Source organism: Streptomyces sp. SID14478 (assembly GCF_010548525.1).
In the GTDB taxonomy this organism is placed as follows: Bacteria; Actinomycetota; Actinomycetes; order Streptomycetales; family Streptomycetaceae; genus Streptomyces.
In genome coordinates this window covers 60,078-81,828 of record NZ_JAAGMG010001350.1, presented here as the reverse complement: position 1 = coordinate 81,828, position 21,751 = coordinate 60,078, and the positions used below count along the sequence as shown (strand labels likewise).

Annotated in this window: 26 protein-coding genes and 2 pseudogenes; 7 read left to right on the top strand and 21 right to left on the bottom strand. The window is 69.5% G+C overall.

Features of this window, described 5'->3' with window-relative positions; genetic code table 11:
• Both G3I40_RS43175 and G3I40_RS43170 read right to left on the bottom strand, forming a co-directional pair.
• Positions 1–196: pseudogene (locus tag G3I40_RS43175) on the bottom strand (transposase family protein); the annotation flags it as partial.
• Between the two features lie 229 nt (positions 197–425).
• Positions 426–806, bottom strand: coding sequence for a helix-turn-helix domain-containing protein (locus tag G3I40_RS43170; protein ID WP_164560254.1), 381 nt, complete (start codon positions 804–806; stop codon positions 426–428).
• Positions 807–880: 74 nt separating this feature from the next.
• On the opposite strand from G3I40_RS43170, the gene G3I40_RS43165 reads away from it, so the two are divergent.
• The 4 genes and pseudogenes from G3I40_RS43165 to G3I40_RS43150 all read left to right on the top strand — a co-directional run bounded on the left by G3I40_RS43165 (position 881) and on the right by G3I40_RS43150 (position 3,322).
• Positions 881–1,570 (top strand): NAD(P)-binding domain-containing protein, encoded by a 690-nt coding sequence (locus tag G3I40_RS43165; protein ID WP_164560253.1) that lies wholly within the window; start codon positions 881–883, stop codon positions 1,568–1,570.
• A pseudogene (locus G3I40_RS47790) lies at positions 1,570–1,680 on the top strand (glyoxalase); the annotation flags it as partial. The gene G3I40_RS43165 and the pseudogene G3I40_RS47790, both read left to right, overlap by 1 nt.
• A 309-nt stretch (positions 1,681–1,989) precedes the next feature.
• Positions 1,990–2,394 carry a hypothetical protein gene (locus G3I40_RS43155; protein ID WP_164560252.1) on the top strand — a complete coding sequence of 135 codons (405 nt, stop codon included), beginning with the start codon at positions 1,990–1,992 and terminating at the stop codon, positions 2,392–2,394.
• A 262-nt stretch (positions 2,395–2,656) separates the two neighbouring features.
• Positions 2,657–3,322, top strand: a complete 666-nt coding sequence (locus tag G3I40_RS43150) for an HAD family hydrolase (RefSeq protein ID WP_164560251.1) — start codon at positions 2,657–2,659, stop codon at positions 3,320–3,322.
• Between the two features lie 51 nt (positions 3,323–3,373).
• Here G3I40_RS43150 and G3I40_RS43145 read toward each other — a convergent pair whose 3' ends face one another.
• From G3I40_RS43145 to gvpO, 14 genes are all read right to left on the bottom strand, one after another.
• Positions 3,374–4,177, bottom strand: coding sequence for a glycosyltransferase (locus G3I40_RS43145; RefSeq protein ID WP_164560250.1), 804 nt, complete (start codon positions 4,175–4,177; stop codon positions 3,374–3,376).
• Positions 4,174–4,788, bottom strand: a complete 615-nt coding sequence (locus G3I40_RS43140; protein ID WP_164560249.1) for an SAM-dependent methyltransferase — start codon at positions 4,786–4,788, stop codon at positions 4,174–4,176. The genes G3I40_RS43145 and G3I40_RS43140 overlap by 4 nt, the downstream gene beginning before the upstream one ends.
• Positions 4,785–5,564, bottom strand: a complete 780-nt coding sequence (locus G3I40_RS43135) for a PIG-L family deacetylase (RefSeq protein WP_164560248.1) — start codon at positions 5,562–5,564, stop codon at positions 4,785–4,787. Before G3I40_RS43135 ends, G3I40_RS43140 begins: the two co-directional genes overlap by 4 nt.
• Positions 5,561–6,598 carry an acyl-CoA dehydrogenase gene (locus G3I40_RS43130; RefSeq protein WP_343245210.1) on the bottom strand — a complete coding sequence of 346 codons (1,038 nt, stop codon included), beginning with the start codon at positions 6,596–6,598 and terminating at the stop codon, positions 5,561–5,563. The genes G3I40_RS43135 and G3I40_RS43130 overlap by 4 nt, the downstream gene beginning before the upstream one ends.
• A gap of 108 nt (positions 6,599–6,706) precedes the next feature.
• Positions 6,707–6,988 (bottom strand): gas vesicle protein K, encoded by a 282-nt coding sequence (locus G3I40_RS43125; protein WP_164560247.1) that lies wholly within the window; start codon positions 6,986–6,988, stop codon positions 6,707–6,709.
• Positions 6,985–7,221: a gas vesicle protein gene (locus tag G3I40_RS43120; protein ID WP_164560246.1), complete on the bottom strand. Its 237-nt coding sequence runs from the start codon at positions 7,219–7,221 to the stop codon at positions 6,985–6,987. Before G3I40_RS43120 ends, G3I40_RS43125 begins: the two co-directional genes overlap by 4 nt.
• Positions 7,218–8,096, bottom strand: a complete 879-nt coding sequence (locus G3I40_RS43115) for a GvpL/GvpF family gas vesicle protein (protein WP_164560245.1) — start codon at positions 8,094–8,096, stop codon at positions 7,218–7,220. The genes G3I40_RS43120 and G3I40_RS43115 overlap by 4 nt, the downstream gene beginning before the upstream one ends.
• 28 nt (positions 8,097–8,124) lie before the next feature.
• The gene (locus tag G3I40_RS43110; protein WP_164560260.1) at positions 8,125–8,451 is read right to left on the bottom strand and encodes a gas vesicle protein; all 327 of its coding nucleotides are present in this window, start codon (positions 8,449–8,451) and stop codon (positions 8,125–8,127) included.
• 51 nt (positions 8,452–8,502) lie between these two features.
• On the bottom strand, positions 8,503–9,546 hold the full coding sequence (locus G3I40_RS43105) for an SRPBCC family protein (RefSeq protein WP_164560244.1): 1,044 nt from the start codon (positions 9,544–9,546) through the stop codon (positions 8,503–8,505).
• Between the two features lie 6 nt (positions 9,547–9,552).
• Positions 9,553–10,845 (bottom strand): histone protein, encoded by a 1,293-nt coding sequence (locus G3I40_RS43100; RefSeq protein ID WP_164560243.1) that lies wholly within the window; start codon positions 10,843–10,845, stop codon positions 9,553–9,555.
• 42 nt (positions 10,846–10,887) lie between these two features.
• Positions 10,888–11,139 (bottom strand): gas vesicle protein GvpG, encoded by a 252-nt coding sequence (locus G3I40_RS43095; protein WP_164560242.1) that lies wholly within the window; start codon positions 11,137–11,139, stop codon positions 10,888–10,890.
• A gap of 1 nt (position 11,140) precedes the next feature.
• On the bottom strand, positions 11,141–11,863 hold the full coding sequence (locus tag G3I40_RS43090; RefSeq protein ID WP_343245209.1) for a GvpL/GvpF family gas vesicle protein: 723 nt from the start codon (positions 11,861–11,863) through the stop codon (positions 11,141–11,143).
• Between the two features lie 35 nt (positions 11,864–11,898).
• Positions 11,899–12,402: a gas vesicle protein GvpJ gene (gene gvpJ / locus G3I40_RS43085; RefSeq protein ID WP_164560241.1), complete on the bottom strand. Its 504-nt coding sequence runs from the start codon at positions 12,400–12,402 to the stop codon at positions 11,899–11,901.
• A 43-nt stretch (positions 12,403–12,445) separates the two neighbouring features.
• Positions 12,446–12,772, bottom strand: a complete 327-nt coding sequence (gene gvpO / locus G3I40_RS43080; RefSeq protein ID WP_164560240.1) for a gas vesicle protein GvpO — start codon at positions 12,770–12,772, stop codon at positions 12,446–12,448.
• Positions 12,773–13,013: 241 nt separating this feature from the next.
• On the opposite strand from gvpO, the gene G3I40_RS43075 reads away from it, so the two are divergent.
• Positions 13,014–13,523, top strand: coding sequence for an Asp23/Gls24 family envelope stress response protein (locus G3I40_RS43075; RefSeq protein ID WP_164560239.1), 510 nt, complete (start codon positions 13,014–13,016; stop codon positions 13,521–13,523).
• A 152-nt stretch (positions 13,524–13,675) separates the two neighbouring features.
• On the opposite strand, the gene G3I40_RS43070 is transcribed toward G3I40_RS43075, so the two are convergent.
• The 3 genes from G3I40_RS43070 to G3I40_RS43060 form a co-directional block, all read right to left on the bottom strand.
• Positions 13,676–14,473 carry a hypothetical protein gene (locus G3I40_RS43070; RefSeq protein WP_164560238.1) on the bottom strand — a complete coding sequence of 266 codons (798 nt, stop codon included), beginning with the start codon at positions 14,471–14,473 and terminating at the stop codon, positions 13,676–13,678.
• A gap of 130 nt (positions 14,474–14,603) precedes the next feature.
• Complete coding sequence (locus tag G3I40_RS43065; protein WP_164560237.1) at positions 14,604–15,095, bottom strand: N-acetyltransferase; 492 nt, start codon at positions 15,093–15,095, stop codon at positions 14,604–14,606.
• 115 nt (positions 15,096–15,210) lie between these two features.
• The gene (locus tag G3I40_RS43060; RefSeq protein WP_164560236.1) at positions 15,211–15,744 is read right to left on the bottom strand and encodes a helix-turn-helix domain-containing protein; all 534 of its coding nucleotides are present in this window, start codon (positions 15,742–15,744) and stop codon (positions 15,211–15,213) included.
• Between the two features lie 93 nt (positions 15,745–15,837).
• Here G3I40_RS43060 and G3I40_RS43055 point away from each other — a divergent pair, with 93 nt between their 5' ends.
• Positions 15,838–16,593 carry a methyltransferase domain-containing protein gene (locus G3I40_RS43055; RefSeq protein ID WP_343245207.1) on the top strand — a complete coding sequence of 252 codons (756 nt, stop codon included), beginning with the start codon at positions 15,838–15,840 and terminating at the stop codon, positions 16,591–16,593.
• A gap of 84 nt (positions 16,594–16,677) precedes the next feature.
• Here G3I40_RS43055 and G3I40_RS43050 read toward each other — a convergent pair whose 3' ends face one another.
• Positions 16,678–17,106, bottom strand: a complete 429-nt coding sequence (locus G3I40_RS43050; protein WP_164560235.1) for an ester cyclase — start codon at positions 17,104–17,106, stop codon at positions 16,678–16,680.
• A 58-nt stretch (positions 17,107–17,164) separates the two neighbouring features.
• A complete protein-coding gene (locus G3I40_RS43045) occupies positions 17,165–18,430 on the bottom strand; it encodes an amidohydrolase family protein (RefSeq protein WP_164560234.1) in 1,266 nt (421 codons plus the stop codon).
• 619 nt (positions 18,431–19,049) lie between these two features.
• On the opposite strand from G3I40_RS43045, the gene G3I40_RS43040 reads away from it, so the two are divergent.
• Positions 19,050–21,656, top strand: a complete 2,607-nt coding sequence (locus tag G3I40_RS43040; protein WP_164560233.1) for a penicillin acylase family protein — start codon at positions 19,050–19,052, stop codon at positions 21,654–21,656.
• Positions 21,657–21,751: the final 95 nt, after the last annotated feature.

The window sequence follows — 21,751 nt, the reverse complement described above, 5'->3', positions numbered from 1 at the left end:
CCCGACCCGGAATCCCGCCGCGAGCTGGGCATACGTTGTTGCGTTCCGAAGGTGCGGCCAGCGTCAGCAGGGCCTGCTTGCCGGCCGTCAGCCGGCGCCAACGGCTCCCGATCCGGCGGCGATGCGCACGAAGACGGTCAGCGAGGAAACGCAGGGAACGACTGGACACGTCCAGGCCACACGGGTAGACAAGCACACGAAGCCTCTGGTCGGGCGAGGGAATCTTGGTCGTGAACCCGTCTACCAGGGGCTTCACCCACGTGTCAGCTCAACAGCCCGCCTCGCAGCGCAAGTTGGCAAAGCCTCACTGTTTCCGCCGCCTGCGGATCCGCTGGGAGATCCGCGACGTCATTCACGAAGCCTTTCCTCACCCTGGGGTGTGCACTCATCTGCTGGAACCGTCTGCGCTCACGCTGTTGACCTCTCTAGCAAGTGGAACGAGCGGACTGCGGGTCGGGAGCGCATGCTGCTTCCTGGGCGGCCATAACCTCATCGCCGTGCTCGAAGGCCCATACGCCGATGGCGTCGATGGGAGCCAACAAGGTCCGTCCCAGAGCGGTGAGCTGGTACTCGACCCGTGATGATGCATCGCGGTGTGCCTGCCGATCGACCAGTCCGTTGAACTGCAGCCGCCGCAGAGTCTCGGTGAGGACCTTGGAGCTGATGCCCCCGATCCGCTCCCGCAGCTCGACCGGGCGTCTGGGGCCGTCCCGCAGCGCCCAAAGCACCACGCCGTTCCAGGTGTTGGAGAGCAGGTCGAAGGCGAGGCGGGCGCGGCAGTCGGCGAGGAAGGCGTCGGTCGTCACGTACCAAATGGTGCCCGAACCGCCTCCTAGCGTCGGTACGAACCGGCGAAGCAGGCACGGAGAGGGAACGCGTGATGAGAATCGGCGTACTGGGAACGGGCAACATGGCTGACGCGCTCGCCACCCACTGGGTGCGGGCCGGGCACGAGGTGACCATCGGGGGACGGGACGCGCACAAGGCGGAACGGCTCGCGACGCGCATCGGAGGGAGCGTGAAGCCTGCCAGTCTGTGCGCGGCGGCCGAGTCCGGTCAGGTGGTACTGGCCGCGTTGCCCTTCGGGGCAGGAGCAGACGTGGCACGGGACCTGCACGCAGCCCTGGAGGGCAAGGTGCTGCTCGACTGCTCCAACCCGGTCGGGCCGGGCTTCCGGCTGCTGACGGAAGGAGGCCTCTCAGCCGCGATACAACTTGCTGCGGCGGCGCCGGGAGCCCACGTGGTCAAGGCTTTCAACCTCTGCCACGAGGACGTGTGGCGCATGCGGCCGCCGGTCTTCGACGGGCGAGCACTGGCCGTGCCCATCTGCGGGGACGACGAGACCGCCGTCGCGCGTGTACGGGAGTTGGTGCAGGACGTGGGCTGCAAACCCGTTGCTGGGGGTGGTCTCGAACAGGCAGGGCTCCTGGAAGCAACCGCCGCGCTGTTCATCGCCCTGTGGGTGGGCGAAGGTGCGGATGCGCAAGCAATCGCGCCTCCGCTGGCATACGCGGCCGGACCGAGCCACCAGGAAACGGACGGCGGCACGAGTGCTTTCCGTTTGGGGTAAAAATAAGGGGCGTCACGATCCTGTGCGAGCGTCATGATCTCGGGTTCGGGCTGACCTTTCTCGCAGCCGATCCCGATGGGAACCGTATCCGCGTAGCACCGCGGGTCTGAGATGCCGCGATGCGGCAGGCGCGCACTATGGTGTCGCGCCTGGCGTCGACTGACTTCGATGAGACGACGAGTGGCCCCGCGCGAATGCGCCTCACGCTCGCGGGCATGGTGCGAAGAACTGCATCGAATCGTCTGCCGCCAGAGGCTGCAAGCGCTCTGCAAGGATTCCGCAATCGCGAATTGCCAAAGTGTGCTCCGGCGCGACGGCGACGCGTGCGGTAGGGCCGCACAGTCGAACGTTGGCCGCTTTCCGTGTGTGATCCGCGGCCACGTGGCGGATGCATCCCATCGACGGCAAGGAGCTCTTCTGTGAAGCGTCCACTCGGGCGGATAGCCGCCGGCGCGACTGCGCTGGCTGCCACGATACTCATGACGGCGGGATCTGCCTCCGCCCAGCCCGACCCGGGCGGCGGGGACTACGACCACGTCGCGAACTACGACGGCGCCCGCGTTTACTTCAAGGAGCACGGCGACGTCGTTACCCTGTGCGACACAGCAGCGAACGGGCATGCGGCGGAAGCCTACGTCTGGGACGACCTCCCCGGTGACCACGTGTACACGCTGGAAGTCCATTCAGGCAAGGGCACATGCAAGACTCACCGGGCCAGCGATGGGTCGAAGTACAACCTGCTGGAGAACCGCTACGCCTTTTTCAAGATAGACGGCGACGGTGACGGTACGTGGTACATCTTCAAGTGGTACAACGACCACTGACCGACAGCCATCTCACTGACATGTAACGGGAGGGGCGGCCGCGACCGGCCGCCCCTCCCATTTTCAACGCCGTTTTCCAACGCCCGGATCTCCTGCCGGTACTCGGTCTCTGCGGTCGGCTTTCTCCTGTGCAGTTCTCTCGGCCTGGCGGGCCTCCTGGTCAACGCGCAGGGACACTGCGCGCACGACAGGCGCCGCCGCCTCGACGGAGTTCGCGCGCTTCACCACGCCTACTGGGCCAAGCTCGGGAAACATGTTCTCCATGACCACCCGCGCAGCCGTCTTCGACGTAGACGGCACCCTCGTCGACACCAACTACCTCCACGCCGTCTGCTGGTGGGAGTCCCTGCGGCAGGCCGGACATCAGGTGCCCATGCAGGACATCCACCGGGGCATCGGCCTCGGCTCCGCCGACTTGCTCGAGCATCTGCTCGGCGACGATCGGGACCAGAGCCAGGATGACGACCTCAGCGCCGGCCACAAAGTCCTCTATGCCACCTGGCACCAGCGGCTCGCTCCGTTCGACAGGGCCTCCGAACTGCTGAAGCACCTGCACTCCGAAGGCTGGAAGGTCGTACTGGCGACGTCCGCCAGTGGGCCCGAACTGGCGGCGCTGCGTAAGGCCATCGACGCCGACGACGCCATCGAGGCGACCGCGAGCGCCGATGACGTGGACTCGGGAAAGCCGCATCCGGAACCCGTGCAGCACGCTCTCGACCTTGTGGGAGCACGAGCCGAGGACAGCGTTTTCGTGGGCGACTCGGTCTGGGACATGCAGGCGGCCAGGCGCGCCGGAGTCACCCCGTTGGCGGTCCTGAGCGGAGGAATCTCGCACTCGGAACTGCAGGACGCGGGCGCGGTGGAGGTGTACGCGAGCACGGGTGAGTTGCTGGACGCCCTCGGGAGCAGCGCCTTCGGACAACGCTGATCCGAGAGTGCGGCGCATCGCGTCGCACTCCCACACGTCAGTAGGTCGGGCTCACCGGCTGGTCGGCTCTGTGCGCACGTCGGACGAGGCCGCCTGGTGCGCCTCTGCGTCTGGGCGCAGGGCCGGACGCCGCGCGGCTCTCGTGGGGCTGTTCCGGTCGGACCAGTGCAGACCGGTGAGGAGTTCGGCGAGGCCTCCGGGCGCCCGCCCCCGCAGGCGGGCAGCGGTGCGGACAGGATGCCGGTCGGAGCGCGCTATGCGACGCCCACGCCCGACCAGCCGGGACACCAGTTCATGGTCCTCACCCGTGGGCAGCGACGCGAACCCGCCCACCTCCACATAGGCGCTCGCCGAGAGTCCCAGGTTCGCTCCATGGACGTGCGGATGGTCCCAGTGCGGGACAGCGCCGAGCGGGCGCGTGCGGAAGTAAGCGGCGTCGTGCAACGCCAGCAGGCGCGGGGTGGGCGCGGCCAGCCGGATGGTGCCCAGCACCATGTCGTAGCCGTCCTGTGCCCAGCGCATCTGAACGGTCAGCCAGCTCCCGGGCACCGTCGAGTCCGCGTCCGTCATCGCGAGCCAGACGTGCGGCGCCCAGGGACGCAGCAGGTGCAGGGCGTACGCGGTTCCGACGGCGCGCGCGGCCCCGACGTTTCGGCGATCGAGCTGCACGACGTGTGCGCCGTGCCGGGCGGCTGTCCCTGCCGTGTCATCGGTGCACGCGTCGGCGGCGACCACCGTGACCACAGGGACGGGGACCACCTGTGCTGCCGCCTCCCGCACACTGCGCAGGCACGCGCCGATGCGGTGCTCTTCGTTGTGTGCGGGAACGACGACAGCGATTGCCGAGGGCTTCACGCCAGGCCCTCGGCTTGTGCCGGGGAGCGGGCGGGACCGCCATCGTGGCGGCGTTCGTGAACGGTGAGGGTGAAGTCCGGGTCGTCGTACCGCGCGAGTCGGCCGAGGCCGGACAGCGCGTCGAGTTCCGCGGCGATGTCGCGCCCCGTGCAGGTGTGCTCGGCGACCGCGTGGTTCCAGTGCACGGCGACGAGGTGTCCACCCGGTTCCAGGGACTGGGCGCTGCGCTGCAGCAGGCGGGTGCGGGTGGGCGCGTCGAAGTAGTAGAGCAGTTCGGAGAGGACGACGAGGTCGAACTGTTCCTCGGGCCACTCGTCGGGAACCGCCAGCCGCCGCACCGTCACCTGCTCCAGTGCACGCGTGCGTCGCGCGGTGGTCTCCACTGCGGAGGCGATGCGGTCCGCGGAGAGGAGGCGGTCGCAGCGGGGGGCCAGCAGGCTGGTCAGTACGCCGACCGAGCAGCCTGGTTCGAAGCCTCGGCGGTAGCGCGGACGCGGCAGCGCGGCCAGGGTCAGCTCGTACTTGCGGCGGTCGTACCAGCGCTCGGCCAAGTGCCACGGATCCTCGGCGTGGGCGTACTGGCTCTCGAAGTAGGTGCCGGGGGTGTTCAACGGATCACCGTTTCGAACGGGCGGGTGTGGTGGGCTATCTCCTCGGGTGACAGCACGGGTGTGCCGCCCGGATCGCGCTCCTCGAGCTGGCTGACGAAGCGGGCGAGAGCCTTCTTCTTGCGGTCGAGCGCCTCGGGCTGCAGGGGTACGACAGCGGTTCGCTGCCAGGGGACCCTCGTGTCCTGGGGGCGAGCCCAGTGCCACATCCACACGGGGAACGACCACAGCGTGGTGTTCGTCGCGCGGCACGCGCGCCGGGCGGCCCGGCCGGCTGCCTCGTGGTCGCTGTGCAGATCGCCGTCCCAGGGCGCCACGCACAGATCGGCACCGGTCGCGGAGAGCACGTCGACGATGGCGGCGACTGCTTCGTCCTCGTGCCGCTCCAGGGCCGTGTCCGGCAGACCGCTGTGTACGGGCGTCGGCAGCGGCCCGAGTTCCGCGAGCGCGGCGGCGAGTTCACCGCGGCGGCGCGTGGCCAACGCGCGGTGGGCTGCCGGGTCGGTGTCGCCGTGCGAGGCTTCGCCGTCGGTGAGGCATACCGTGTGCACGGCGCCGCCCGCGGTCGCGAGGGCGGCGATGGAGCCGCCGAAGCCGAGGACCTCGTCGTCGGGATGGGCGGCCACGACCACTACGGGACCTGCTGGGAGTTCGAGCCGGGGAAGCCGCTGTGGCAGTTCAGCGGCCAGCCACTCGGATTCCGGGGTGCCGTGGGCGTCGATCGCAGCCGCTGCGGCGGCCCGGTCGCGCCCGGCGAGGATGCCCTCCGGCCCCGTCATCGTCCTGCCTCCTTGCTGCCCTGACCGCCCTGACTCTCCTGGCTCTCCTGGCTCTCCTGGCCGATGGTGCGTCCCAGTTCGGCGAGATTGGCTTCGGCGTGGTGCTGGCGGATGTAGACGGTCAGGTCCGCCACGGCGCGGGCGTGCCGCTCGTCGTGGCAGAGCGGGCCGGCGCCCGTTGCCCTTCCCACGTGCCCCAGGACCTCGGTGCACACCTTCTCGACCAGTGCTCTCGTCCGCAGCCCCCGCACCTTCGCCTGCCGGTGTTCGTCGTCCGGGTCGGCATCGATGTCCTGGCCTGCCTGGCTCATCACCGTGTCAGCGGCGTGGAGCAGAATGTCCACCGCCCCCAGGTGGGCCGCGGCGTGATCGTTGAGATGTCCCGCGGCCGAGCGTTCGTACAGGGGCGCGGCGACCGCGTGGGCTCCGCCGAGCCAGCACGCCGCCACTCCCACCCCGCCGTGCAGGAAGCCGGGTCGATCCAGGTAGGCCTCCGGACCTCCCACCGGCTGCGCCGGCACGTCGGCGAAGGAGACATCGAGGCTGTCGCTGTCGGCCATGCCGACGGCCGGCCACGTCCCGGGCACGGGCACCACGCCCGGATGGTCCAGGGACACGGAAAAGAGGCGGTAGCCGTCGTCGGCCTCCGCGCTCACCAGAGCGTGCGTGCAGGTGCGGGCACCGGAGCAGTACGGCTTGACGCCGGTCAGGCTCCAGCCGGCCACCGAACGTCCGGCGCGCACGACCGGTTGGGGCGGACGGGCGGCCCAGACTCCCCACCGCTCCCCCGCTCCGGGCTGCAGACCCGCGACCTCGTGCAAAATGGCCGCGGCGTCCAGGTGCCCCTCGGCCAGCCGCGCCAGGGACAGGTCCCGGCGTCCCAGGGAGGCCAGGACAGCGAATCTTTGCGCCGTCGAACTTCCGGGCAGCGGGACGTCAGCCGCCTCGCGATCGACGAATGCGGCGAACAATTCGTCGACACTCGCTTCACGGGCGAAGGAGGCATCAGAGCCGACGACATGAGCGGACGTGATCACCACTGGCTCCTTCGGGTGTGAGAGATCCAAACATGCGGCTGTGTGTCCCAAGGAAGCCGCCGCAAACCCGCTCCGCCTGCTCGTGCTCCTGTGACCAGCGCCACGTCAGTCGTAGGGCAGCAGGGAACCGAGCGGGCCGAGGTCGAGGTTGAGGTCTTCACGGCGCAGACCGTGCCGCTCGCACAGTTCTGTCATGCAGTCGTCCAGGTGCATCAGGGCGGTGCCGAGCTGGTCCTCCTGCTCCGCGGTGAGATCGCCCGCGTCGAAGCGGCGTACGGCTTGGCGTTCCATCAGCTGACGCAGCAGCTCGACGACCGTCAGGACGAGCGACGCGAGGTCACGGCCGACCGTTTCGGCATCGAGATCGATGCGGGCACTCGTACTCACAGGGGTCCTCCGTCGGCCCAGGGCGCGGGAACTCGTTCGCTCACGGATGCCAGCAGGGCATGCAACGAGATGCGGACGAGAGGGACTTCGGCGATGGCGATGACCAGGTCTCCGCTGACCACGACACCGGTGGCCAGAACCCGGTCCAGGAGGTCCACCAGCGGTACGCCGAGGGGAGCGCCGCCGTCGGGGCCCCGCCAGGCGACAGGTTCGGTGCCGGCCGGGGGGCTCATGCGGGACTTCCCGCAGCGCGGCGCGAGGCGGCGCTCGCATCGCTTTCCTCGCGGCTGCGAGCCGCGTCGGGCGTCGCCGCGTCCACGAAGGAGTACGGCACCCACGGTCCGGTGACCTCTACTTCGCAGTCCTGGAACTCGGGGGCTTCTCGCAGCCGCTCCAGCAGCTCGATGAAGTCTCGTTCCTGCTCCTCGCCGACCAGATAGGCGGTGTTCATGATCTGCGTGCGGCCGCGTCCGGTGATCTCGGCACTGTGCAGACGGCGGCGCACCGACGCCGCAGCGATGGAGAGGGCAGCCCTGTCGAGCAGTTCGGCCGCCTCCACTGCCCGCCCTCTGCGCTGTTCCCGTTCCTGTCCGCGTTCGCGCAATCTGGCGAGGTAGGCGCGGCCACCGGGCGTGGGCTCTCGCGCGTCCCCACCCGTCGCCTGCGGGCCCGAGGGGGCGGGAGCGGCAGTGACCAGGCTGATCTTCACCGCCCATTCCCGCCGGCCGGAAATCCGGTCCAGACCGCGCTCGAAGTCTGCGGCATTGGCCCGCAGTGCCGCCTGTGCGCGCTCCTCGGAGTGATAGAGCGTGGCCAGCGGGAGGGGAATCGCACCGGCGCGGACGGCGAAGGCCGTCACGACGGCGTGATGTGCCCGCACACAACGTTCCAGCGTCGCCGGTTCGGCCAGCTTCTTTTGCAACGCCTCTTGCGAGTAGTCGACCGCCGGGACGTCCTGGACCACGGCCCACAACGCGCCGACCGGAAGCAGACGCAACGGGCCACCGCCCTCGTGGCCTTCCAGCTCTCCTGGTAGGTCCGGGCCGCGTCCGCGCCGCACGGCGAACACGCAGACGGCTCGTGCCGAAGTCGGGACGTTGTCCTTCAACGGTGCTCCCTCGACCAACGGTTCTCCCTCAACGCTTCTCTCTCATCCGCTCAAGTCGGTCCTGCGCGTGCGCGCCGTCGTCATCCGGCCTCAGCTCCTCCAGCTCGGCGCGCAGCCGGCGGTTCTCCTCCCGCAGGTCGTCACGGGCCGCGCGGGACGAGAGCGCGGGGTCGGTCTCCCACCAGTCGATGCCGGCCTTGCGGGCGGTGTCCACGGAGGCGATGAACAGGCGCACGCGGATGGTGAGCAGTTCGATGTCCAGCAGATCGATCTTGATGTCACCCGCGATCACGATGCCCTTGTCCAGAACGCGTTCGAGGATGTCGGCCAGACTCCCGTCGGACCGGCGCTCCATGTCCGATGCCGGTGACGCGGTACGCCAGGTGTCGAGTTCGGACACAGTCGATCATCGCCTTCGAGCAGGGCGCGCGCCTGCTTCGTCGTCGTCCTCGGCCTCGTCGTCCTCGTACTCTTCGTCCTCGGCGTCGTAGTCCTCGTCGGAGTCGGCTGCCTCGTCCTGGTCCTGCGGGTCGTCCTCGGCGTCGTACTCGTCCTCGTCCTCGTCCGCGCCCTCGTCGCTGCTGTCGGGGTCGTCGTATGCTTCGTCGTCCTCCAGCCCCTCTTCGTGGCTGCGGACGACTTCACCGTCGCGGATCTCGCCGCGCCAGCCCTCCACCTCCTCGTCGGCGTTGAGCGTGACGTAGCGGGCGAAGTGCTTGAGGTCCAGGCGCAGCCGGCGGCCCTGGGCACGCCACAGATTGCCGGTCTTCTCGAAGAAGCCCGCCGGGTAGTACTCGACGACCACGACGATGCGCGTCAACGTCGGGGCCAGCTCGTGGAAGCTGACCGCGCCACGCGTGCTGCCCTTGCTTCCTTCCGACGTCCAGACGATCCGGTCGTCCGGCAGCTGCTCCTGGACGGTGGCCTTCCAACTACGGCTGGAGGGGCCGACCTTCACCTTCCAGTCCGAGCTCACCTCGTCCGATGCGGAGACGCTTCGGACACCCTTGGTGAAGCTGCTGAACTCCTCGTACTGCGTCCACTGGTCGTAGACCGTCCGCAGCGGGACGCCGACGTCGACGACCTCAACGATGTTGGTGACCTTGGTGTCACCGGCCTTGCCGCCACCCCCGCCGCCCGACGAGAACAGGTCCTTGGCCTTGCCGACCACGCCGTCTTTGATGTCCTTGGCCTTCTCCGCGACCATGGCCTTCGCGGGAGAGTCACCCTGCAGCATCCTGGCACCCACGCGAGGAAGGGTGCCGCCGTTCTCCGCGGCGTCCTGCAGTTTCCCGGTGAGGCCGGTCAGGCTGTCGCCCAGCTTGTCGGTCAGGTGCTGGGCCTGGGCGTCCAGGAAGTCGGTGAACTCGTCACGCAGGCGGTCCATGGGTGAGGCGCCGTCGTCGCGCGAGTCGCCGCTCCGGCTGCCACTTCTCTTCTGTTCGGCCATGGCCGGTCAGCTCCTTCGCCTCGAACGCGACGTTGACGTACCGGTCGTCCGCTTCGCGGCTCCCGTCTTCTTCGCTGCCGTCTTCTTGGCCGCGGTCTTCTTGGCTGTCGTCTTCTTCGCTGTCGACTTCTTCGCCGTCGACTTGGCTGCGGACTTCTTTGCGGGCGTCGCCTTCTTCGCCGGCGCCGCCTTCTTTGCGGACGCCGTCTTCTTCGCCGTGGTCTTCTTCGCCGCCGGTCTCTTGGCCGCTGCCTTGTTTGTGGTCTTCTTTGCAGGCGACGTCTTCTTCGCGGCTGACTTCTTCGCCGTCGTCCGGGCGGCCGGGGCCTTCGCGGAAGTCTTCTTGGCCGCGGTCGACTTGGCCGCGGTCTTCTTGGTCGACTTCTCCGCGGCGCTCTTCTTCGCGGGGGCGCTCTTCTTCGCCGTAGCGGCCCTCTTCGCCGTACGGCGCCCTGATGCCTGTCCCCTTGCCCCGGTACCGCCGCGCCCCGTACCGGCCGCGTCCGTACGGTCAGATCCGCCGGGGTCCTGCTGACGCGGCCTCCCACCAGAGGACTTCCTTCGCGACCCCGACCTGCCCGCCGCCGTACGCTTCGCAGCCGGCTTCGCGGCAGCAGCCGAGCGCTCACGGGCCGCGCCACGACGGGACGACGTCTGCCGGTCGGCTCCCTGACGCGTCCGGCGCTGCGTCCGCTCGCTGTGTGCGGCAGTGTTGTCCCGCCTGTGCGAGGTCCTCCCCCGTTGCCGGGACCGCGGCTCGTCGAGGTCCTCGCCGTTGTCCTGCTCCTGCGGGTCCTCGTCGGCTTCGTCGGCCTCGTCGTCGTACCGGGCGTCGTCTTCGTCGTCTTCGTAGTCTTCGTCGTAGCGAGCGTCTTCGTCGTCGTACCGAGCGTCCTCGTCGTCCCAGTCCTCGGCGTCGTCGCCAGGGGCAGAGGAGTCGTCGTCCGCATCGTCGTCGTAGACGTCGGCATCGCGGCCCTCACGCGCCGAGCGCAGCGACTCGGTGCGGTCGGCGAGCAGGTCGGAGAAGGAGCTCAGCCGTCGATCGGTGGCCGCGGATACGGCAGCACGACCCGCGTCCATCAGTTCACCCCTGACCTGGTCGGTCAGCTCCGCGAATTGCGGCGTTTCACGCAGGCGTTGGGCGCCTTGGCGCAGCAACTCCTGTGGCGAGAGCCCGAACTTGCGGCCGGCGAGGTACGAGCCCACGGCGAAGGCCAGCTTCGCCTTCTTGGTGCGGCCCAGGAGGTAACCACCGGCCACTGCTGCGCCGAGGGCGATTCTGCTGCATTCATTCATCGCGGAATTCCCGTGGGTAGAGGGCCTGACGGCTTGACGGCGTCAGGAAGCCGGTCGGTGAAGTGAGGGCGGACGTCGTTCCAGGACGTCCAACAGACGCTCTTCCTCGCGCTCGAACTGCGCGAGGTCGATATCGCCTCGGTCCAGCGCGTCGTTGAGGGCGGCGAGGCGCCCTCTGACCACATCCGGGTCGTACAGCTCGCGCTCCGCCGCGTCGATCAGTCGGTCGGCGACCCAGCCGACACCCCGGACCGGAGCCAGGGGAAGCAGCAGCAGGCCGCTGATCAGGCCCACGTCACTGCCCCGCGGGCACGGCCTCGCCGGTGACGAAGCTGTAGCAGGGCAGAGGGCCGGTCACGGTCAGTGCGATCCGTCCCCGATGCCGTTCGGCGAGCGCGTGGACGGCCTGTCGAAAGGCCGCCTCGGCACCGTGCGCCACCAGGAAGGAACTGTTCAGAGCTCCTCCTGTGAGGGCGCCGCCGGCGCGCACCTCGGTCGCGAGCGCGCTGAGTTCGCTGACCACCTCCCGTGCGGCCTCCTCGGCGCGGCGCTGCAGTCCGGCGGCCACGGCCTCGCCGAGTCGCACGTTGGCCTCGTATCCCGGACGCAGTCGTGTGCTCGCGCGCAGGGCACGCAGCCCGGCGTCCTCACGCAACAGGTCGGGCAGGGCTTCCGGCACGGACTCGCCCTTGACGTTCCACTCGGCCTTGCCCGCCAGCCGTTCCAGTGCGGACCTGTGCTGCTCGCGCTGCGCTCCCATCTCGGCTCGGACCGACCCCTCGTCCGGGGCGATGACACCGAACCGCATGGGCAGGACAGGGCCGTGTGCGAGGAGCGCGCTCAGCACGTCCTGATGTGCCCGCAGGTCGCGGCGGCGAGCACGAGGCTTTTCGGCCGCCGGGCTCACCACTGCGGCCAGGTCGCCCTCGACAAGGACGGTCACCGGAGCTGCGTGATCGCCGACAGCCTGGCAACGGCGCGCGTGCTCAGCGGTTTCCGGCTCCGTGATGGCGTACACGTACAGGCTGGAGGGGGCGAGGGGCGTGGGCACAGTCAGTCGTCCTCATCGTCACGGCGCGGGGAGCGGGGCCGCCTGCTGCTGCGGCTCGCGGGGCGGGAGCGGGGGGAGGCGCTGCGGCGCGATCGGGACGGCTCGCGCTCCTCGTAGTCGGAGTCGGAGTCGTCGTCATCGTCGGAACCGGAGTCCAGGCCGAGAGTGTCCTTCACCTTGTCCCCGACCGAGCGTGCCGCCTTCTTCGCGCCGGCTTTGCCCACGGCCGCCGCCGCGCCGCCGCCACCGAAGAGTTCCGGAACGGTCTTGCTGCGCGTGTCGTGCTCCAGGTCCAGGCGGTTGCACGCCTCGGCGAAGCGGAGGTAGGTGTCGACGGACGCGATCACGATCCTCGCGTCGATCTTGAGGATCTCGATGCCGACCAGCGAGACCCGCACGAAGACGTCGATGACCATGCCGCGGTCGAGTATGAGTTCCAGGACGTCGTACAGCGTGCCCGCACGGGGCGCGCAGGCGACGACGTCCTCGCTGTAGGTGGTGGTCATGGGAGGGGCCCTGTTTCTCTCGGGTGGCGCCGCAGGTCGCGCCTCAGCTGTCCGCCCAACCGCGTCGATAGCGGCGAACTCTGCGGTACTGCTTCAGGCGTCCGTGTGCGTCCAGTTCCACGTCGTAGGTAGCCAGGAGACTGGTGGTGTCGGGGATGCGTGCCACTTCCAGAACGTCCACGCTGACCCGCCAGCCGTCGCTCTCGGTCGGGCAGACGGCCGAGACTCCTTCAGCGGGGTATCCGATGAGGTCGGTCAGCGTCCGGCACGCCTCCTGGACCAGGTCCCGCAGGTCAGGAGCCTCTCGGTCCTCGGCCCGTGGCCGGGACCGGGAGGTGGCGGCCTGGGGGCGTCGCGAGCGCTCGGTCATGACAGCCACTCTTCAGCGCTCGGGGCCCAGGGGCGCGGGCTGATAGACCGATCAGGTTGCGTTGCCCCCGGTCCGCCGCCGGGCGACAGGGGGGCGGCCGTCAGGCGGTGACGCCTTCGACCTCCCGATGTCACACACCCCAGGTCACCCGAATGGCGCAGGGCAATCAGCGGGAGCAGAGTGGAAGAGGCGCCCTGACGGGCGGGCAGTCCGCTCGTTCCGGCAACTCTGGGAGGCGGCCATGTCCGATACCGACACCGGCTTCGGCAGTGCGAGTACGAGTGCGGGCAGTGCCAGTGCGAACAGTGCGCGTACGACCAGCCAGAACGCGGTCTCTTCTTCGCCGGCCGGCGGCAGCACATCCGGCGGGCGGTCCGATTCCGGCGGTACGACCACCATCGCCGACAACGTGATCGCCACGATCGCCGGCATCGCGATCCGCGGCACCGACGGCGTGCATTCCGTCGGCAAGGGCACGTCGAAAGCGTTGGGTGCGGTCGCGGGCCGGGTGTCCGGGGGCTCGAACGCGGGCCGCTCGGTCAAGGTCGCGGTGGACGACGAGAGGGTCCAGGTCGACGTCGACATCGAAGTCGAGTACGGCATGCCCATCCACGAACTGGCCGATCACATCCGGACGCACGTCACCGACGCGGTGGAAACCATGACGGGGCTCGACGTGGGCGAGGTCAACATCAACGTCTTCGCGGTGCACGTCTTCGACGAGGACGAGGACGACGACAGCGACGGGTGAGGCGGGTGGACGGCGCCTGTCATACACACCCTGGAGTCGTTCCGACCTGAGCCGAGCCCGGCACCGCGCCGGGCTCGGCTTTGCGTTGCGACCCATCCTCAGGAATCAGCGTCTCGCCGGCCGGTCGCCGCAGATGGGGCTCACCGAGCGGCTCATCCGGCAAGCGGCGGCAGTTCGGCGCACAAGGCGGTCGGGAAGGCGGGCTCGATGCGGTGCACGTCGGTGCAGCCGCCCTTGGTGCTGCGGGCGATCGGCACCCATCCCGACTTCTTGGCCCGGAAGAACCAGCGGTCTGCCCTGCTCGCCGCGCAGCCCGGCGCGTCGCCCTCGGCGCAGGCGGGGCCCATGCGCGAGGACACGTCGAAGACCAGCCACTTCCCGTCGCAGTGCTCGGTGCCGCGGGAGGTGTGGTTTGGCACGTCCAGCGCGTCCACCGCCTGGTCGTAGGAGGCGGGAGTACATCCGGTGGGGGCCGGGTGGCAGCCCCGGTCGCCGCACAGCCGCAGGTTGGGCAGGTCGGCGTCGTCCGTGGTGAAGGCGGTGTGGGTGTCCGTGGTGAGTTCGCGGTGGCCGAGCGCGGACGGCAGCCTGACCTCGGCCGTGGCAGTCGTGGTCTTGCGGCAGTCGGCATGCGGGCTGCCGCCGGTCAGCGCGGAGAACGTCACCTGTACCCATACGTAGCGGTCCGAGGTGTCGGTCACGACCGCCTTCAGATGACGCGCGCACGTCTTCCCGCCGCCGGGCACTTCGGCGTCGACGCTGAGCGCGCGCCCGTCGGCGGCCAGCCGGGCGGCGGTCACGCGGAACGGCGCGAACGTCTGCCAGCGCGCCGGCTCGACCGTCGGTGCCGTGCCGCCGCCGGACCCTGCGCGCAGTGAGCCGCAGGCTCCCAGGAGCAGTACGGCGACGGCGCTCAGAACGGCCGCGGTCAGTGATCTCTTGCGTCGCATGTGTTCCGACCCCCCGGATGACTGTGACTCCCGGACAGGACTATAGAGCGACGCGTGCACGTCAGGCGAAGGGAGGCCCTCGCGCCCCGGCATGCCCACCGGATGCACCGCCCGCGGCCAACGGCACCCTCTACGCGTCCGGCAACGCCAGCCACTCGCTCCAGGACAGGTCCCGGCCGATGAACCGGGGCCGGGTGAACGGCCATTGCTCGGCGATCCACTGGGGGACGAGCAGGTCCAGGTCCCGCTCCAGCGGCGTACCGACGCTGTCGTCCACGACCCACCAGGAAATGTCGGCGTCGGCGCCCGCCTTGTCCGGCGGATCGATGTAGACACAGCCGAACTCGGTGGTCTCCGCGGCGTCGAACAGCACGTAGTTGAAGGACTCGTGAGCGGTTATCTCCCGCGCGTGCCGCTCCAGGTCCTTGAGATTCGCGTCGTACGTCATCGTCGCGGCGGGCCAGCCCCACGCCTCCCCGAAGATCGACCAGAGCCGCTCGCGCGACCCCATGACGGTCGGATAGTCGACGGCGGCGTCGGCCCCGGTGATGGGCCGCAAATGGTGGCCGCCGGGCACTTCGACGCGCGACGGATGGACGAAATCAGGGGGAAGCCAGCTCATCCCGGGAGAGTAACGACCGCACGGGCACGGCGCATCGGGTTAATCCCGGGCCTGCCGAGGCGAGTTCAGAGGAGGTCGGCAGCGCACACTCGGACCGGGCATCGGGCGGGCCGGCTCAGGGGGATTCGGCCGTCGCGTCGGGCGCCTCTTGCCCCCGCGCCGCGATCATCGGTCCCAGTACGCGCGTTCCGGGTCCCACTCTCCCGCCAGGGCCGGGCAGTTGTGTCGTGTCAGTCGCCGTGAGGGGTGCACGGCAGGCATGGCAGGACACCACCGGCGTCGCCAGGTGCTCGCAGACGTCGTGGCGGATCAGGGCGGGAGGCCCTGCGGGTTCCGCGTACCACTTGTCGCCCCAGGCCATCAGTGCCAGCAGAACGGGGTAGAGGTCCTGTCCCTTCTCGGTGGCCACGTACTCCTCGCGCGGAGGGCTGTCCTGGTACTGCTCGCGGGTCAGCACTCCCTCCTGGACCAGCCGGGAAAGACGCGCGGCGAGGACCTTGCGGGACAGGCCGAGATCCTGCGCCAGAGCGTCGAAGCGGCGGATGCCGACAAGGACGTCGCGCATGATCAGGGCGGTCCATGCATCGCCGAACAGATCGGTGGCGCGGGCGATGGAGCACGCGACTTCGGAGAGCGGGGTGCGGGTCACGCATGCACCGTACCGGCGACGAGTTCCCTCAGGGAACTCGTCGCTGATAGGTTCCTTTAGGGAACTTGCACCTGACTGCCGAGGGAGCCTGCCGTGCCCACCACCCCGCACCTCGCACTTGACTCGGCCTCAGCGGTCGACGGCCGCCACATCCGGGCGCTGACCTTCCAGTCGGTCCGGATGGAGTATGTCCAGCGCGTGCTCGGGGAGTTGAACATGGCCGCGCCCGGCAGCAGGGCGCTCGTCGTCGGCAGCGGGCGTGGCGTACTGGCCCGAGGACTCGCCGGGCTCGGCTGCGATGTGGTCGCCGCCGATCCGTCCGCCGACGCGACAGCGCTCGCCAAGGACGCCGACGACGGGCTCGGCATCACCTACCTGACAGCGGGAGGCGAACTCGACCTGCTCGATGCGTCCTTCGACCTCGTGTACTGCGCCGACACCCTCGAAGTCACCGAGCAGCCAGGCCTGGTCCTCACAGAGTCGGCACGCGTACTGCGCCCCGCAGGCGCGTTCGTCTACGACACCGTGAACCGCACTCCCTTGTCCCTCCTCGTCTACCTCGGCGCGTTCCAGATGTTCCCCGGCACGCGCATCATGCCCCGCGGCCGCTACGCCGCACGCCGGCTGCGCCGCCCGGCAGAACTCGCCGAGCACCTCGACCGGGCGGGGCTGTCCCCGAAGGACATCTCGGCGTTCAAGCCGCGCGATGCGCGCAGCCTGGTGCGCGCGACACGGGGCCGCAGGCGCGGTGTGCTCACCGACGAGCAGTTGCCCGGACTGGTCGACATGGTGATCGAACCCGAGGCCACTCCGCTGGTGACCTATCTGGGGTACGCCGTTCGTCGGTAACGGGGTCGGCGCGGACCAGTGAGAGCGGCGCCGCACGTCACCACCCGTACAGGGCTGGGCCCTTCGCCTGCGGCGGGCTCACGCTCAGCCGTGAGGTGGGTCGAGCGCGCCGAGCTGCAGGAGCATGGCCAAGTCGTCACGCACGGCCCACCGCTCGGCGATCCGGCCGTCCACCAGGCGGTAAGCGAAGGCGACATCCCTCCGGAAAGTCCCTGCCGGCACGTCGAAGCCCCTGAAGGTTCCTCCGGGCCAGGTGTGTTCTCGTACGCCGAACTGAACGACCAGGTCGCCTTCCGCGACCACCCGTGACGCGACCCAGCGCACGGGATGCTGGTCGCGACGTGCGGACGTCAGGAACTTCCGGGTGCCTTCGATGCCTGGCGGCGCGTCGCGCGCCAGCGCATGGTTGACCATGTCCGGCGTGCACAGGTCGTCCAGCCGCCCGAGATCGCCCTTGCCGTTGCCCAGCTCGTCAAATTCGGCGACAACTGCCTTGTTGCGCTCGATGTCCACCCGCTGAGTGTTCACCTGCAGCCGGTCCAGCACAACGCGGTGGCTCAAGCCCGGCGCTTCAGGTGCCCGCGCCGTCGTCAGCGGCGGGACGCGCGTGGACGAGGCCGCCTTGAAGGACGAACGCGACCTGGCCGGTGACGGTGATGTCGTCCATCGGGTCGCCCGGCACCGCGATCACGTCGGCCGTGCATCCCGGGGCCAGGCGGCCCAGGTCGGAACGGTCGAGCAGGTCGGCGGCAACGCTCGTCGCGGCCCGCAGGGCCCGTGCCGGGCTCAGTCCGAGCTTGACCATCGTGGGGAATTCACGCCATGCCTGCTCGTGCGGGAACATGCCGATGTCGGTCCCGAAGGCGACCTTCACCTCGGAGTCGGCCAGGTTGCGTGCGCACTCCATCAGCCGGTCCTTGTACGCGCGGAACTTGGTGCGCTCCTCGGGGGTCTTCCCCTGCCAGTACGTGTCCTCGTCCAGGTGCTCCAAGGCGTCGTCCACCATGAACTGGGTGGGGACGAGGAACACCCCACGGTCCTGCATGAGCTGCAGGGTCTGCGCGGAGGCCAGGTTGCCGTGCTCGACGGATCGCACACCCGCCAGCACCGCGCGCCGGACTCCCTCGTCGCCGTAGGCGTGCGGGGTGCACGGGATGCCCAGGTCGGCGGCGGCACCGACCAGGGCGTTCATCTCCTCCTGGGAGTAGGTGGCCTGTCCCGGGTCGTCCGAGGGCGAACCGAAGCCTCCGGTCGCGCCGAACTTGATCCAGTCGGCGCCCGAGCGGATGTCCCGGCGCACCGCGGTGCGGATCTCGTCCGGGCCGTCGGCCACCGCGACGAGTTCGACGCCCAGCGCGGGCGAGAGCAGGGTGGAGAAGTCACCGTGGGCGCCGCGGGCCGAGATCAGGTGGGGCGCCACGATCATGCGCGGCCCTGTGACGAGACCCCGGGCGATGGCCCGGGCCAGGTGCACGGTGATCGGGTCGGCGGTGAAGCACGCCATGTCCCGCACCGTGGTGAAGCCGTGGTCGAGCACGGTGCGCAGCACCGGCAGGCTGTTGAGTGCGACCATCGCGGGTGAGGTGGAGACGGCCGGGCCCAGGACGTCGGCGGGGTTCATCGTGGTGTGGACGTGGCAGTCGATGAAGCCGGGCAGGAGCGTGTGGTCGCCCAGCTCCACCACCTGTGCGCCCGGCGCCGCGGAGCGCGGGACCGTGGGCCCGATGCGTTCGATGCGGCCGTCACGCACCAGCAGCTCGGTGTGCCCGGACACCTGATCCGAGACTCCGTCCCAGGACCGGTCGGCAATCAGCAGAAGGTCTTGGCCGTCCGTCATGTCATCTCCTCCAAAGGCCCCCTGTCACGGTGTTGCGGCTGGGGTCGCGCCCGCATGGTGACAGCGGCCGACTCGGGTCGGCCGCCGTCCTCACCCGCGTAAGAACCAGCGGGGCGACGCCCATGTATCGGAGTCTGCTGGAGCTACGCGTACGGCGGCGCGTCAGACGCGCAGATAGCCCACGGGGCACCCTCTCCCGGGGTCCGTGACTGGAGCCGTGCGTCTGACGCATGCGGCCTGAGGTCGGGGCCGGAATCTGCGGGCGCGAAGTGCCGTCGCTGAGGCATTGGCAGGTGCCCGCGCGGTCGCCCGGGCGCCTGCCGCGGCAACCAGCCGCAGGCCGGCCTGAGGACCACCATTCCTCAAGACCACCATTGACGTGGTCTGTTCATGCTGCAAAACTCCGAGAACCTGAACCAACCGATCGTTCGGCCGGTAGGTCGAATGTCCGGCTCCGGCTGCACGCAGTCGCGGTGACGCGGTGACCCCGCAAACCGGCACGCCCCCGGAGCACGGTCCACGCAACCTCCGTGGCACCCCAGGACAGCGTTCATTCCCCTTTGCAGTGACTCTGTGGTGACTCGACGGAAGGTGGAACCACCCTGTGAGTGCGGAGCCCATGACCATCCATCCCCGGCACCGGAGGCGGCGCCTCGCCGGTGCGCTGGGCGCCGGCCTGCTCCTGGCAGCCGTCGCCATGCCCCAGGCGAACGCCGACGCGGGGGCATCCGCCGACGGGCGGGCCGGTGTCTCGCTCACGTCGCTGCGGCACGGGTCGGTCACCATCAAGCGGGACAAGTGGGGCGGGCCCAACATCTACTCCGCCAGCACGTTCGGGCTGTTCTACGGATACGGCTACGCGGCCGCCCAGGACCGTCTGTTCCAGCTCGACATGACCCGCCGCGGCGCCGAAGGCACCGTCTCGGAAGTGCTGGGAGCCGACTACGCGGACTTCGACTCCGCCGTGCGGGGCAACGTCGACATCGCCTCGGTCCGCGCACAGTACGCGGACCTCTCCTCCCGCGACCGGGACATCCTCGACGGCTATGCGAGAGGGCTCAACACCTGGATCGACACAGCGCTCGCCGACCGGGGCAAGCTGCTGCCGAAGGAGTACGGCGACTTCGGTTTCGAGCCGAAGCACTGGACGGGCCTGGACGTCGCGATGGTCACCGTCGGCACGATGGCGATCCGGTTCTCCGACTACACCGCAGAACTCGACAACCTCACCCAACTCCACCAGCTGGAAGCCAAGTTCGGAAAGCGGCGCGGGCGAGAAGCCTTCGACCAGCTGCACTGGGCGGTGGATCCCAAGGCCCCCTCGACCCTGTCCGCCGCAGACCGGAGCGGCGCGTCGGCCAGGGCCAAGTCCCCCGCGGCACTGCCCGGTTCGGGTTCCGTCAACGGCCTGCACCCGGGAGCACCGACGGCCACTTTGTCACCCGAACAGCAGCTGCCTCACCCCGCCAAAGACAAGGGGACCGCCGGAAATGACGATGCCCGGGCCGCCGTCACGGAGCAGCTGACGGCGCTGTGGGCCCCGGCCCGCCAGCCGCGCTTCTCGAACATGATGCTGGTCGGCGAGGAACGCGCGCGCGGCGCCGAGAGCCTGATGCTGAACGGGCCGCAGTTCGGCTCGTTCAACCCTTCCTACGTGTACGAAGTCGGGCTGCACGGCGCCGGGTTCGACGTTGTGGGCAACACACCCTTCGCGTATCCCGTGGTCCTCTTCGGGCACAACGCCGACATCTCCTGGGGTGCGACAGCCGGCAACGGTGACACCGTCGACATCTATCAGGAGCACCTCGATCCCGCGGACCGCCTGCGCTACCGGTACAAGGGCGCGTACCGCAGGATGACCACGCGCACCGAGACCGTGCGGGTCAAGGGCGGGGCCGACCGCACGGTGGACGTGCAGTCGACCGTGCACGGTCCGGTCGTCGCCGTCGACGCCGACCGCAACGTCGCCTACACCAAGAAGCGCAGCTGGGCGGGGAAGGAACTGGAGTCGCTGTTCGCCTGGGTCGACTCCACGCAGGCCCGCAACCATGCCGCGTGGGAAAAGCAGGCCCGCCGGCTGGCCATCAGCATCAACTGGTACTACAGCGACCGGCACGGCAACATCGGCTACTTCTTCGCCGGGCACTTCCCCGACCGCCCCGCAGGACAGGACCGGCGGCTGCCCGCCGACGGCACCGGCACCATGGAGTGGCGGGGCATGCAGCCCACGGCCACCGCCAATCCCCATGTCCTGAACCCGCAGGAAGGCTGGCTGGCCAACTGGAACAACTCCCCCGCGCCCGGATACCCGAACTCCGACTTCACTCCGTGGGCCCGGGCCGACCGCGTCGTCCTGCTGCAGAAGCAGCTCGCGGCGAAGAAGAGCATCAGCGCCGACGAGCTGTGGCAGATGATGAAGAACGCCGCCCTCACGGACGTCAACGCGGACTGGTTCCGCCCCCTCATCCGCAAGGCCACCACGGGCCTTCCGGCCGACAGCCCCGAACGACGCGTGTCCGACGCCCTGGCCCGGTGGAACGGCCGGAACACCGACGACGACCGTGACGGGCACTACGACAGCCCCGGCACCGCCGTCATGCGGACCTGGCTGACCTCAGCCCTGGCCGACACTCTGGGCAAGAGCCTGCCGGAGAAGATCGCCGCGAACTACACCACCACGGAGTACCCCGAGCCCGGCAAGCCGACGCCGGGCAGCCAGCACGTGACCGCCGGAGGGCAGGTCCTCTACAACGCCCTGCTGGGCAGGACGGCCTCCGTACCCCAGCGCGTCAATCTGCTCGACGGCCGTAATGCCACGGACGTGATCCGCAAGGCCCTGCGCTCGACGGCGAGTTCGCTCACCGACACGTACAAGACCAGCAACTCTGCGGACTGGCTGGCGCCCACGGCCCCGCACACTTTCGGGACGAGCAGCTACCTGGGTGTGCCCATGACGGACGACGGCGCGGAGCTCTCCGGCCCTGTCTACATGAACCGCGGTACCGAGAACGACCTGATGGTCGCGACGTCCGACCGCATCACCGGCTACGACGTGATGCCACCTGGGCAGAGCGGCTTCACCGCGCCCGACGGCACGCGTTCGCCGCACTACTCCGACCAGCTCGATCTGTACGTCAACTGGCAGCACAAACCGACGTACTTCACCAAGCGCGAAGTGGACGACAACTTGAGGTCCACGCAGCGGCTCTCCTTCCTGTCCGGCTGACTCGACGAGAAGGTGTCGGAGCGGAGCGACCGGCTCCGACTGCGCCAGTGGGTGTTCGGCACCGATCAATCGGAGGCCGGTGATGGCCGGGCCGG

Excerpts from the sequence above, each read along its gene's own strand:
- G3I40_RS43070 (WP_164560238.1), bottom strand. The coding sequence starts at position 14,473 with ATGCGACGCAAGAGATCACTGACCGCGGCCGTTCTGAGCGCCGTCGCC.
- G3I40_RS43110 (WP_164560260.1), bottom strand. The coding sequence starts at position 8,451 with ATGGAGCGCCGGTCCGACGGGAGTCTGGCCGACATCCTCGAACGCGTT.
- G3I40_RS43135 (WP_164560248.1), bottom strand. The coding sequence starts at position 5,564 with ATGACGGGGCCGGAGGGCATCCTCGCCGGGCGCGACCGGGCCGCCGCA.
- G3I40_RS43040 (WP_164560233.1), top strand. The coding sequence starts at position 19,050 with ATGACCATCCATCCCCGGCACCGGAGGCGGCGCCTCGCCGGTGCGCTG.
- G3I40_RS43150 (WP_164560251.1), top strand. The coding sequence starts at position 2,657 with ATGACCACCCGCGCAGCCGTCTTCGACGTAGACGGCACCCTCGTCGAC.
- gvpO (WP_164560240.1), bottom strand. The coding sequence starts at position 12,772 with ATGACCGAGCGCTCGCGACGCCCCCAGGCCGCCACCTCCCGGTCCCGG.
- G3I40_RS43075 (WP_164560239.1), top strand. The coding sequence starts at position 13,014 with ATGTCCGATACCGACACCGGCTTCGGCAGTGCGAGTACGAGTGCGGGC.
- G3I40_RS43045 (WP_164560234.1), bottom strand. The coding sequence starts at position 18,430 with ATGACGGACGGCCAAGACCTTCTGCTGATTGCCGACCGGTCCTGGGAC.
- gvpJ (WP_164560241.1), bottom strand. The coding sequence starts at position 12,402 with ATGACCACCACCTACAGCGAGGACGTCGTCGCCTGCGCGCCCCGTGCG.
- G3I40_RS43100 (WP_164560243.1), bottom strand. The coding sequence starts at position 10,845 with ATGAATGAATGCAGCAGAATCGCCCTCGGCGCAGCAGTGGCCGGTGGT.
- G3I40_RS43165 (WP_164560253.1), top strand. The coding sequence starts at position 881 with ATGAGAATCGGCGTACTGGGAACGGGCAACATGGCTGACGCGCTCGCC.
- G3I40_RS43065 (WP_164560237.1), bottom strand. The coding sequence starts at position 15,095 with ATGAGCTGGCTTCCCCCTGATTTCGTCCATCCGTCGCGCGTCGAAGTG.
- G3I40_RS43105 (WP_164560244.1), bottom strand. The coding sequence starts at position 9,546 with ATGGCCGAACAGAAGAGAAGTGGCAGCCGGAGCGGCGACTCGCGCGAC.
- G3I40_RS43120 (WP_164560246.1), bottom strand. The coding sequence starts at position 7,221 with ATGAGCCCCCCGGCCGGCACCGAACCTGTCGCCTGGCGGGGCCCCGAC.